Annotated in this window: 8 protein-coding genes and 2 pseudogenes; 7 read left to right on the plus strand and 3 right to left on the minus strand. The window is 44.5% G+C overall.

The genetic code is table 11. The annotated features are described in order from the left end of the window. Positions 1-125: 125 nt before the first annotated feature. Both H5300_RS23205 and H5300_RS23210 read left to right on the plus strand, forming a co-directional pair. A pseudogene (locus H5300_RS23205) lies at positions 126-866 on the plus strand (DUF1566 domain-containing protein); the annotation flags it as partial. A gap of 2 nt (positions 867-868) precedes the next feature. Continuing rightward, positions 869-1,426, plus strand: a complete 558-nt coding sequence (locus H5300_RS23210; RefSeq protein WP_017081844.1) for a DUF1566 domain-containing protein — start codon at positions 869-871, stop codon at positions 1,424-1,426. A 123-nt stretch (positions 1,427-1,549) separates the two neighbouring features. On the opposite strand, the gene H5300_RS23215 is transcribed toward H5300_RS23210, so the two are convergent. Continuing rightward, positions 1,550-3,193 (minus strand): methyl-accepting chemotaxis protein, encoded by a 1,644-nt coding sequence (locus H5300_RS23215; RefSeq protein ID WP_182797007.1) that lies wholly within the window; start codon positions 3,191-3,193, stop codon positions 1,550-1,552. Between the two features lie 461 nt (positions 3,194-3,654). Here H5300_RS23215 and H5300_RS23220 point away from each other — a divergent pair, with 461 nt between their 5' ends. The 5 genes from H5300_RS23220 to H5300_RS23240 all read left to right on the plus strand — a co-directional run bounded on the left by H5300_RS23220 (position 3,655) and on the right by H5300_RS23240 (position 9,716). Next, on the plus strand, positions 3,655-4,476 hold the full coding sequence (locus H5300_RS23220) for a phosphate ABC transporter substrate-binding protein (RefSeq protein WP_004732042.1): 822 nt from the start codon (positions 3,655-3,657) through the stop codon (positions 4,474-4,476). A gap of 111 nt (positions 4,477-4,587) precedes the next feature. Then, on the plus strand, positions 4,588-5,517 hold the full coding sequence (pstC, locus tag H5300_RS23225) for a phosphate ABC transporter permease subunit PstC (RefSeq protein WP_004732040.1): 930 nt from the start codon (positions 4,588-4,590) through the stop codon (positions 5,515-5,517). A 15-nt stretch (positions 5,518-5,532) separates the two neighbouring features. Continuing rightward, on the plus strand, positions 5,533-6,396 hold the full coding sequence (pstA, locus tag H5300_RS23230) for a phosphate ABC transporter permease PstA (RefSeq protein ID WP_004732038.1): 864 nt from the start codon (positions 5,533-5,535) through the stop codon (positions 6,394-6,396). 90 nt (positions 6,397-6,486) lie between these two features. Beyond that, positions 6,487-7,236: a phosphate ABC transporter ATP-binding protein PstB gene (pstB, locus tag H5300_RS23235; RefSeq protein WP_004732036.1), complete on the plus strand. Its 750-nt coding sequence runs from the start codon at positions 6,487-6,489 to the stop codon at positions 7,234-7,236. Between the two features lie 335 nt (positions 7,237-7,571). Next, the gene (locus tag H5300_RS23240; protein ID WP_182797008.1) at positions 7,572-9,716 is read left to right on the plus strand and encodes a GGDEF domain-containing protein; all 2,145 of its coding nucleotides are present in this window, start codon (positions 7,572-7,574) and stop codon (positions 9,714-9,716) included. A gap of 135 nt (positions 9,717-9,851) precedes the next feature. Here H5300_RS23240 and H5300_RS23245 read toward each other — a convergent pair whose 3' ends face one another. Beyond that, positions 9,852-11,534 carry a BatD family protein gene (locus H5300_RS23245; RefSeq protein WP_182797009.1) on the minus strand — a complete coding sequence of 561 codons (1,683 nt, stop codon included), beginning with the start codon at positions 11,532-11,534 and terminating at the stop codon, positions 9,852-9,854. A gap of 2 nt (positions 11,535-11,536) precedes the next feature. Further along, a pseudogene (locus tag H5300_RS23250) lies at positions 11,537-11,929 on the minus strand (hypothetical protein); the annotation flags it as partial.

Consider the following 11,929-nt stretch of genomic DNA (forward strand, 5'->3'; position numbering starts at 1 on the left):
GTTGTATTGCTTCCAGTTGGTTGTTTTGTAACGAGGCTTAGGCATAGGGCTACGAGAGAGGGTGGAGGTAGCTGATCAGATCGTAGGTTCTTGATTTAGTTCCATTGAATTACGCAACAAAGCCTATTGATGACACACAAAATGTCGTTGATCCACAGAGTTCATTCCCAGGTCAAGATGCAGAATACGGCTTTGATAAAACAGAGCTGAATGCCAATACCGGTAATGGTTTCCAGTTCGCAAAGTTAGATTCAAGTGGTCAGGTGCTTGCTGATGATGCAGCGGAGTGGTCTTGTGTTTTGGATCAACGCAGTGGCTTGATTTGGGAATCGAAAACGGATGATGAAAGCTCTATTCAACATAAAGATCGCATATTAGCGCTTGAGCTACCTGGACGAGTAACGCCTTACGATCAAGATGTTGATTTAGCGACGTGTAAAACGAAAGGTGATGCGATATGTACCACTCAAGATTACGTTGAACATATCAATGCAATGAACTTATGCGGCAAGTCAGATTGGCGCTTGCCAACGTTCAATGAATTCTACAACGTGCTCGACTTCGGTGAGACCGAAACCAACTCGGATGGTGAAGTTTATGGTTTAACTTATAAGTACTTCCCACATCAAACCCTTGGTATTGACTATACGACTTACACTGGCTCGGTATGGACACAATCCATTACTTATAGTCAATATACAAACACTGCTGTTGAAGGTGGCTTCTATTATAACGAGATTGGAACCCAGGGCTCAGATAGAGGGGTTGTTGGTTCTATAGAGATCTATTCAGGTGATGTCGATTCTTCAGATAATTATGACTCGTACCAATTCCCAGTTCGCTTAGTTTCACTACAAGGTAAATAGACATGAAAAATTTACTCTCCATCACTTTAATGGCTCTGTTTTCTGCGGGTGCAATGGCACAAGAGTGCAGTTTAGATATGGAAAAATCGGCTCCGAGCACGCGTTATGTTGCGAATGATAATGGGACGTTTAGCGATGAACTGACAGGGTTAACTTGGATGCGTTGCCAACTGGGTAAAACTTGGGATACGAAGACATTAGCTTGTAGTGGGCCTGCTGAAACGTATCACTGGCAGAGTGCTCTCTCTATGGTTGAATCAATCAATGATCAAAGTGGCAGTCATGCGTTGCATCAGTTCGGTGGTGAAAAAGAGTGGCGCATGCCAAACATCAAAGAGTTAGTGTCACTAAAAGAAGTGGCTTGCCACTCTCCAGCAATGAGTCACAAGGTGTTTGGTGATACTTTTAACGTTGAAGCTGGAAACTTAGCCGTTTATATATGGAGTTCAACTCCTGCAAGTGATGGACAGAGCGTGATGACGTTTGATTCGATTAATGGCGAGGTTTACCAGTACAACGCCGCACAATATAAATTTAGCGTCTTATTAGTTGCAGAATGATTTAGTTCTTAATGCGTAAATAAAAAGGCCGTGGTTTTCCACGGCCTTTTAGGTTCTGGTATATAGGTCTTAACTTAAGTCTTAGACCTTAGACCTTAGACCTTCAAGCCTACACCTTAAACTCTATACCTTAAAGTAATCCAACTGCTGCTTCTGTTGCTCTGCTAGGTTAGATAGCTCGTGGCTTGCTGCTGCAGCTTGGGTAATGCCGGTTACGTTTTGGCTTACTAGGCTGTATATGTTGGAGATATTGCGGTTGATGTCTGCAGTCACTTGGCTTTGCTCTTCTGCGGCAGAGGCAACCTGAGTGTTAATTTCAGTCATGTCGGTTACCGAGTTCGCAATACCAGAAAGGGCTGCGCTTACCTCGCCCGAGAGCGTTTGGTTGTGCTCTAACATAGACAGTGAACTGCTCATGCTCTCATTGGCGTTGCCCGATTGAACCTGCAAACCTTCGATAATTGCTTGGATTTCTTTGGTTGAATCTTGCGTACGAGCAGCCAGCATTCGAACTTCATCGGCTACAACTGCGAAACCACGGCCACTCTCACCTGCACGAGCGGCTTCAATTGCTGCGTTAAGCGCAAGTAGGTTAGTTTGTTCAGAGATACTTTGAATCACCTCAATCACTTTACCAATCTGTTCAGAGTGCTCTTTTAGCGTGCCTACAACGTTTGCCGCTTCGCTCAGCTGAATCGCCATTTGCTCATTAGCTTGGTTGCTCTCGTTAAACAAGCTCATGCTGTGTGTTGCCATTTCGTCGGCTTGCTTGGAAGCTGAATCGGCTTGTACCGCATTCTCGTTAACGTGTGCTGCTGTGCTCTCAAGTTGGTTCACGGCGGAAGCAACTTGCTCCACTTCTTGCTTCTCTTGATCTGAGTTAGCACTTGATTGCGTCATCACTGCGGCTAGTTCTGTAGACGCAGAAGCCACTTCGATGCTGATTCGAGACAGTGAGCTTACCGTGTCACGCAATTGCTCAACAGATTTGTTTACGTCTTGGGCAAGGCGAGATATTTCGTTGTCGCCATGTTCTTCGGCTTTTACTAGCAGGTTACCTTTTGCTACTTCGCGCATGGTTTCTTGGATATTGCTAAGCGGCTTAACAATGATGCCAGCCAGCGTCCAACTGATGACTAATGCGATTGAAAGAATCACTAACAGCGCAATAGTCGCGGTATTGAGTGTGCTGGTGTGCTGTTGGCCATTGATGTCCACTTCTTGAGTGGCAATACGGTTTAGTTGCTTTGAAAGGAGGTTGATAGCCTGCACCATTTCATTACCCGCGTGACGGTATTGGTCGATTGCAATCTGGTAGCGGTTATCAAAATCTGAAGCGAGTGATGCATCGCCGTGTTTCGCTCTTAATAGAGGAAGCATGGTGGTGCGAGAAAAGTCAACGTAGTGATTCATCGCCTTGCTCATTGCGGCTACTTCATCTTGCATGCCTGGTACGGTATCAAGCGAGTTCAGTAGGCGAGTATTTTGGTCGCGTTTTTGATTTAGCGTTTCGACAAGCGTTTTGACGTCGTCAGGATTAAATAAGCTATAGATTGCTTTGATGCGCATGCCGTAGCTGTTGTCGACGATTTCGCTAAGCTCTTCTTTATGTAGAATCAGCTGATCTGTTGCTGTTGATACATCTTTAAAAGCATTTTCCAGTTTGTCACCACCGATAATGACACCCGTCAAAAGTAGTACGACGGAAAAGAGTACTGGAATCAGAATTTGTATTTTGATTGATAAGCCACTGAAAAGTTGGCGCATGTATTGTCCTTCTATGAATAAGTAAATGAGCAGAAGCAATTGTTATTATTGTTATTAATCAGTGATTCTAACTATTGAGAATGACAATTCAATCAGTAATAGATGCTATTTTTATATATGCGATGGATATTTCATAAATTCTGATTATTTATCGTACAAACAAGGCTTTAGCCATTTTTAAGATAGGGTTATTTAACGAGGAACCTTGTGCGGTATTAGGTAATGACAGGGGGCGAGATATTGAGCGGTTTGGCTTAAATAGGTTGGAATGAATATTCAGCGCCTATGAATGAGGCCAATTTATTACTTCAAGGCTATTTGGTAGGGGGAAAACAAGAAAATAAATTGTAGTTGTCATATAGGCTTCAATTAAGTGAAACACAACTGTCACATTCGGATTCTAAAGTAGGCCTCGTTCAAGCAAAACATTACGGCAATAACGCCACTAAAGGAAATTTGTGATGAAAAAGACAGTTATCGGTGCAATCGCACTACTAGGCGCTCTAACAGTGAATACAGCTTCAGCTAAAGAAACTATCTCTGTAGTTGGCTCTAACAGTGCTTCTCCACTGGTTGAAGTTTTTGCAGAAACCTACATGAATAAAGGCGAACCAGTGTTCATCGAAATTCAAGCACCAGGTTCTTCTGCAGGCATCAAAGCAGCAAAAAATGGAAGTGCTGACCTTGGTATCTCTTCTCGTGACCTAAAAGAAGAAGAGAAAACAGCTGACCTGAAAGAGCTCGTCATCGCTCGTGACGGTATCGCAGTTGTTGTTAACCCGAACAACGAAGTATCTGCTCTTACAGCGGAGCAAATCACTTCAATCTATAAAGGCGACATCACTAACTGGAAAGATGTTGGTGGTGCTGACAAGCCAATCGTAGCAATCACTCGTGATACTGCATCTGGTACACGTGGTGCATTCGAAGACATCATGAAACTTAAGAAGAAGATTGGCGACAAGAAAGTATCGGCTATCTCTCAACGTGCACAAGTTGCAAACGGTAACGGCGCACTTAAAGTTTCTGTAGCAAGCAACCCATACGCTATCGGCTTCATCTCTCTTGGTACTGTAGATAACACAGTTCAAGCTCTAACTATCGACGGCGCAGCAGCATCAGTTGAGAACGTAAAGAACGGTTCTTACAAAGTTGCTCGTCCTTTCCTAGTTCTTTACAAAGCCGGCGCTCCAACAGCTGAAACTCAACAATTCCTAGATTGGATGGTTGCAGATGAAGCTCAAGCTATCGCTGACAAGAAAGGCTACATCACAGTTAACTAATCTTAACTGACCAACACTTAATTATTGCTCAGCCTAACTTAGGCTGAGCCTTTTCTTTCAACTTTGTCTATTTCGAGCTCTTGTTGAGCCACAAAGTTTGAGATTTTATATATGACCATCGCAAATAGTGAAAAGCTTATGAATACTGAAGCGACTCAAATCAACAAGCCAAGTCTACGTGCTAAGAAGCGCATCGACTGGAGAGAAAGAATCTTCCACGGCTTGTTCTTATCGAGTGCTGTAATCGGCATCGTATCACTAGCCGTTATCGCTTACTTTATCGTTGCAGAGAGTATCCCTGCATTCCAAGAGGCCGGTGTTTCTGGCATCGTTCTGGGTGTGGATTGGTTACCGCCAGCTCTATTCGGTGTTGCAACCATGATTGTTGCATCGATTGTCTCGACGCTTGGCGCCGTAGTTGTTGGTGTACCAGTCGGTGTATTAACCGCTATTTTTATTGCTGAGATTGCTCCTAAGCGTCTTGCCGATATTATTCGACCAGCAGTTGAGCTTCTTGCGGGTATCCCGTCGGTAGTTTACGGCTTCTTCGGTCTAGTAATCATCGTTCCTATGATTCAGAACATCTTCCAAGTACCAGCGGGTAACACTATCTTCGCGGGTATCATTGTTCTGGGTATCATGATTCTTCCTACCGTTATTACGGTTTCTGAAACTTCGATCCGCGCTGTACCTCGTACGTACAAAGAAGGTTCACTTGCACTGGGTGCTTCGAAAATCTACACGATTTTTAAGTTACTCGTTCCTGCTGCACGTTCAGGCATTATGACTGGTGTGATTCTGGGTATCGGTCGTGCACTGGGTGAAACGATGGCAATCATCATGGTGATGGGTAATGCGCCAGCAATGCCAGAAGGTATTTTGGATTCGGCTCGTACGCTAACCGCAAATATTGCTATTGAAATGTCTTACGCAAGTGGTATTCACGCGAGTGCACTGTACGCAACCGGCGTTGTGCTTCTGGTATTCATCATGATGTTGAATGGTGCTCTACTTTATCTTAATCGTGAAAAAACGAAGTAGGCGAGGATAAGTAATATGGATCGCGTAAAACTAAAACAAGCACGTCAAATGAAAGATAATGTCTTGAAAGGCTTTATCTGGGCAGCAGCAGCAGTCACCGTTGGTTTCTTATTCTGGATCATTTGGTACATCCTATCGAATGGCCTGCAATACGTAGACTGGAACTTCATCACCGACGACTACACTCGAACCGGTGAAGAACGTGGTATTTTCCCAATGATCATTGCCACGATCTACATGGTAATCGCATCGATTGCAGTGGCGGCGCCACTCGGCATTATGACGGCAATATACCTAACCGAATACGCAAAAGTGGGCAGTAAACTGGTTAAAGTGATTCGTTTCTGTACAGAATCTTTAGCGGGTATTCCATCGATTATCTTTGGTCTGTTCGGTATGACCTTCTTTGTTTCGATTCTTGGTCTTGGCTTCTCGATTCTGTCGGGTGCACTAACACTAAGTATCCTGATTCTTCCTGTAATCATTCGTACTACAGAAGAAGCATTGATGTCAGTACCACAAACTTATCGTGAAGGTTCATACGGCCTTGGCGCTTCAAAAATCTACACTATCTGGCGTTTGATCTTACCAAGCGCAATGCCAGGTATCTTAACTTCGGTCATTCTTAGTATTGGTCGTGTAATTGGCGAATCAGCACCTGTATTTTTAACAGCAGGTATGGTGGCACGTGTTCCTGAGTCGGTATTCGATTCTGGCCGTACACTAACGGTTCACCTATATAAGCTGACAACAGAGCTATTTACTATCGATGAGTGGAACCAAGCCTACGGCACGGCGACAGTCCTAATCGTATTGGTTCTCTTGATCAACATGGTTACAAAACTGATTGCGAGACGCTTCAACACGGCAACTTACTAAGCTCATTAGCTGGCTCAACAATAAAGAGAGCCACCGTGATAAAGAAAGCATCAAGTTAGACACGAATTTAAGAATTTAGAGATTACGAATATGAACAAATTTGATATTGAGAACCTAGATCTGTTTTACGGCGACAACCAAGCGCTTAAATCTATCAACCTGCCAATTCCAACGCGTCAGGTAACGGCTCTGATTGGCCCATCGGGTTGTGGCAAATCGACGCTGCTACGTTGTTTGAACCGTATGAATGACCTAATTGAAGGCGTTACTATCAAAGGTAAGCTGGATATGGATGGCACAAATATCTACGGCAATATTGATGTGGCTGACCTACGTATTCGTGTAGGCATGGTATTCCAAAAGCCAAACCCATTCCCAATGAGCATCTACGAGAATGTAGCTTACGGCTTACGCGCTCAAGGTATCAAAGACAAGAAACACATTGATGAAGTAGTAGAAAGTTCACTACGCAGTGCGGCACTTTGGGATGAAGTGAAAGACCGTCTTAAAGCACACGCATTTGGTTTGTCTGGTGGTCAGCAACAACGTCTATGTATCGCTCGTACGATTGCTATGGAACCGGATGTAATCCTGATGGATGAGCCTACATCGGCACTTGATCCAATCGCGACACACAAGATTGAAGAATTGATGGAAGACCTGAAGAAAGACTTCACTATCGTTATCGTAACGCACTCAATGCAGCAAGCGCGTCGTATTTCAGACCGCACGGCTTTCTTCCTAATGGGAGAGCTTGTAGAGCACAACGAAACGAGTGTTATCTTCAGCGAACCAAAAGATGATCGTACTAAAGGTTACGTAAACGGTGACTTTGGTTAATTCGATTAACTCAGTGCTGTTTTAGTTTTTTAAAGGACAGCACGCTAACTGAAACGCAGGTTAGATAATCGAATAGATCGACAGAATTATCACTATAACTATAAGCGATGGAAGTTTTGCCCCACTCTAATGTGGGGCTTTTTTATGTCGCTAAAAAAGTATCAATGTCGATGAAATTTTGGGCAGGAAATCCCATTTTTGTCGTCCTTCTCATGCTTGTGATAATGTAAAAAGTGAAATTGCGACCCGCTTAACATCTCATTTTTAGTTACATTGATTGCATATCAAGGCTTCGGTATTTTTGCTTCAATCTCATTAGCCAATGGACGGAAGCTGTGCCTGTTAAAGCCTTTGCAAAACAAATATCTGCTACTCGCGACCACCGTCTGTTGGCAGAATCTCTTTTTGGTTACCTTGTTGAGGTACTTGCCCCAAAAGGGATCGGAGTATTTGCCGAGCCAACACCAGAAGGCGATTCGTTACCCTTGTTTTGTTGCGGTGAGCTAACCTTCCTCGACAAGTATCCCTCAACATTTTGGCCTTGGGTTTCCCAGTTTGATACCGCAGATGGTGTGCTTCCAATGTCTATCAATACTTGTAAGTGGGAACACATGGAGGTGCTGGGTGGTGAGTCGTTCATCATGATGCTAGACAACGCGCCTGCCTGCAGAACTTATTTAATTGTTCAAAATTGCAATGCTCAGCAGATCAACCAAACGTTCGACCAAGATCTTGATGTCCTTCAACTAGCCGCAGCTCGCTGGCAGTGTATTCGTGCGGAAAAGAACGCTGCGCTGGAGATAAAATACAGAGACACACGTGAAGCGCAGTACCTTGATGAAATTAAGCTGCGAGAGCTATTTGTTGAGAACATGAAACTAGTCCATCAGGTCGCGTTAGAGCTTTCTAATCCTGACTCTTTGGATGCTTTGTATAAGGCTTCTGTTGAGGCAGTGCGCGACCGTCTAGGCTTTGACCGTGCGATCTTCATGTTACTCGATATGAAAAAGCGCTGCTTTAGTGGCACTTACGGCACCGATGAGCGGGGAAAAACTAACAGCGAGCATCATACTCAGTACGATTTACATCAACTTGAAGCCGAATACATTGAGGCGTTGTCTGACAATCACATCAACCTAGTTATTATTGAGAAAGCGCCGCTATACACCGAAGGCAAGGTCGTAGGGCAAGGTTGGAATGGCATGTTGATCTTACGTGAAGGGGATAAACCCGTCGGTTGGATCGCAATGGACAATTACATTCACCGTTCACCCATCACTAATTATCAAAAGCAGATGCTTGAATCCTTTGGTTCTCTGCTTTCTCAGATCTACATTCGTAAACGGCAAGAACAGAATATACGGATGTTGCACTCAAGCATGGTGGAGTTGTCTCGTTGCGATAGCGTCAGTGAAGTGTGTAAATCGGCGGTGAGCTTTGCGATTCAGCATTTAGGCATCGATCGACTGGCGGTTTTCCTCACCGATAAAAATTGTAGTTACATGCAAGGCACGTGGGGCACGGACATAAAAGGCGATATTGTCGATGAGTCCTATTATCGCTCTGAGCTGGTAGAGCGAGACATCGTAGCCGCAGCTCGTGCTTGCCCTAATCAAGTTGCCTTTGAAGAATCGGTGCCTATCTATCACGATTTCAATATTGTGGGTGTCGGTTGGACGGCAATGACAATGCTCACCACCAATACGGGTGAGCCGATTGCGTTTATTGCCGCGGATAATTTGCTAACTCGCAGCCCTTTAACCTCACAACTGCGTGAAGTGATACGTATCTTCGCTTCGAGTTTAGCGGAGGTGCTACAGAGAACTATGGCGCAAGAGGAGCTCAAAAAGCTCAATGAAACGCTTGAGCAAGAGGTCAGCAAGCGCACTCAAGAGCTTGAACGAGCTAATGAGCAGTTGGATATCATCTCTAAGCTTGACCCTCTGACACGCCTTGGAAATCGTCGTATGTTGTCGCAGGTTTTAGATGATCTCAATTGTGATGATCAAGGGGCATTTGCCACAGAGCACGAAGTCACGTTTGGACTCATTCTTGTTGACCTTGATCACTTTGGTTTGTACAACACGGTTTACGGGCATACGGAAGGTGACGCTGCTCTGCGCACTATAGGCAAGATACTTAATGCTCATGTTCATAGCGATAAGGAAACTTTTTGCCGTATTGGTGGTGAAGAGTTTATGTTGTTGATGATCGGCACTCATCACTCTGAAACTAAACAGCGTGCAGAGTCGATCAGAAAATGCATTGAAGAGGCGAAGATCCTTCATTGTGAAAGTAGCACTAGCGAATACTTAACCGCATCTGTCGGGTACGCGTCGATAACCTCAGACCAGCATCAATTCGATTTTGATCTGCTGTATGGCAAGGCCGACAAAGCCTTGTATCAAGCCAAAGACTCAGGGCGAAATCGAATTGTATCTGCTTTAAAGCGAAGAAAGGTCGCGACGCCACTGATTTAGTTTGGCGTTTATTTTTCTGCTCTCAAAACGATTGAAGCCGTGATGATCACAATGTGGTCATCACGGCTTCGTTCTTTTTTGTTTACTTAGATTTTCTGTTTAACTAGCTTTCTGCTTACTTAGAACGCTGGTTAATTAAAGCCTTTCTAATGTGCTCTTGTGTGTTTTGTTCGAGATGCGTTTTGGTTTCTTAACCGCTTTGATTGCTAGAGCTGGATCCCATGACTGACTTGGTGAACCCGCTTCAGCGTAGAGACTCTGATTTAGCTTGGTGAGCTCAGCTTCGATTGTTTCTAACGTCTCATCACTCAAGTCTGAATTTTCTGTTTTCCACTGTTCGAACAAAGTTCTCGTCTTCACACCATCTTTCACTTTCAGCGCGGTAATCAGCGCTTCTGCTGTGTCGGATTGACGTTCATCTTTTTGCTTTGGTTTTACTGCTGTACCGCGGCGTGACCAGAAGTAAAAAGCAACCGCAGAGCTAATTACCCATAACGCAGCAAACAGCGCCGTTAGATAAGGCCATATTCCTGGTTTTTCAACGGTAACAATTGTCGGGCTGGCTTGCTGAGTTGGTGTTTCAATAACAGGAGGCGGCGTGCTTGAGGTTACGCGATCACTTGCCTGAACCGACAACTCAAGCCCAAGAGCCTTACTGGTTTTTTGTGATTGCGAATCGGTGTTAAACCAAGTTTGAGAAACACCAGGCAGGGAGATGCTTCCAGATTCCTTAGGGATGAGAACCTGCTTATAAACAACGATAGCATTACCGGATTGGGTAGTGCCAAATTGCGGTTTCTCTTCATACACGCGCACCGATTTAGGGTAGGTGATGTTCAGTTTTGGTAACTGGTGTTGGGTCAAGTTACTGGCTGTCATTGTGATGGTACGAGTTAACGAATCACCGGCTTCCATCTCAATATTCTGCTTGTCGCCACCTAAAGTATTACTACCTGTCAGCTCGTTGCCTTGGCTATCTGACCATTTCTGAATCAACTTGAAGTTCGATGTTGGTAACCACTCACCTTGATAGCCTTTTGGTACAGGATTCACTGTGACATCTAAGGTTTCAACGGGCGTGTCGAGTTGGAAAAGGCGCGTTGCGCTTGAGTTGTTGGTTGAGTAAACAACAGCACCGGTTAACTTTGGCCCTTGAAGCTGAAATTGTCCTGCTTGTTGTGACGATATATGGAAAGATTGCTGAACAACGGTGACTTCTTGTCCGTTGATAACATCTTGAAATTGCTTAGACTCTCCAATAGGTTCTACGTCTAATTTCGCTGAACTTGGTGGCGCAATTTTAGGATCTTGCAGTCTTCTAGGATCAGCCTTAATGATGAGTTTTACATCAAGCTCCGCGACCTCTTGAGGGTACAGCGAATCTTTACTCAGATTAAGTTGAAACTCGGCCATATCACTCTGCTTTGGAGCGGCTTTATTAACCGCAACGTTGATGGTGATCGGTTGGGTTTTTGCGCCTTCAATATCAAAGCTAGGAATATCTAATCGGCCTAATCGAAGTGGGGCAAGGGTAATATTCCATTCGCTAGACACGGTGCGGCTGCCATTGACGATTCGCATCGACGACCCAAATCTTGGGGTACTGACGTAGAAATCCTTCTGAAGAGGGGTTAGGTCTAAAGCACCGGACGATACTTTTTCATTGGTCGCCACTCTAAGTAGGAAGACTTCATCTTTGGTCACACTGTTTTGGGAAACGCTCGCAACAGCGGTCGCTGCTAATACAGAATGTGACGAGAAAACACCGATTAGCAGTGTCAGTAGCATTGATAAAAATGGCTTGGTTAAAAATCGCATGGTTACCACTTTTTGTTTTGGTTATTAGGAGCACTTTTTTGTCGTGCTTGTAGAATCATTTGCGCTTTCAGCAGTTGGCTCGGGTCGCGAGCACTCTCGACTTGCTCAAGCTTACGCATATCAGGATCGCTCGACATAGGTTTACCTGATACTTGTGCTGCAGCTTGTTGATCGTTGTTATCAGTGTCTTCCTTTGCAGCTTCTTGTGCTTGGGCAGTCTGAGATGCTGAGTCACCTTTGTCCTGTGGCTGTTTTTCTGCTTGATCCGGTTTGTTTTGTTGCACAGCTTGCTTGTCGTTTTCTTCATCCGTCTTGGAATCAGAGCGATTATCAGCTTGGCTTTGGTCGGTATTCTGATCTTGGCTGCCGCTTTGACTTTGCGACTTGCCATTGTC

The sequence above is a fragment of the Vibrio sp. SG41-7 genome (genome assembly GCF_014164465.1).
Classification (GTDB): domain Bacteria; phylum Pseudomonadota; class Gammaproteobacteria; order Enterobacterales; family Vibrionaceae; genus Vibrio; species Vibrio splendidus.

Excerpts from the sequence above, each read along its gene's own strand:
- pstB (WP_004732036.1), top strand. The coding sequence starts at position 6,487 with ATGAACAAATTTGATATTGAGAACCTAGATCTGTTTTACGGCGACAAC.
- H5300_RS23215 (WP_182797007.1), bottom strand. The coding sequence starts at position 3,193 with ATGCGCCAACTTTTCAGTGGCTTATCAATCAAAATACAAATTCTGATT.
- pstA (WP_004732038.1), top strand. The coding sequence starts at position 5,533 with ATGGATCGCGTAAAACTAAAACAAGCACGTCAAATGAAAGATAATGTC.
- H5300_RS23210 (WP_017081844.1), top strand. The coding sequence starts at position 869 with ATGAAAAATTTACTCTCCATCACTTTAATGGCTCTGTTTTCTGCGGGT.
- H5300_RS23220 (WP_004732042.1), top strand. The coding sequence starts at position 3,655 with ATGAAAAAGACAGTTATCGGTGCAATCGCACTACTAGGCGCTCTAACA.
- pstC (WP_004732040.1), top strand. The coding sequence starts at position 4,588 with ATGACCATCGCAAATAGTGAAAAGCTTATGAATACTGAAGCGACTCAA.
- H5300_RS23245 (WP_182797009.1), bottom strand. The coding sequence starts at position 11,534 with ATGCGATTTTTAACCAAGCCATTTTTATCAATGCTACTGACACTGCTA.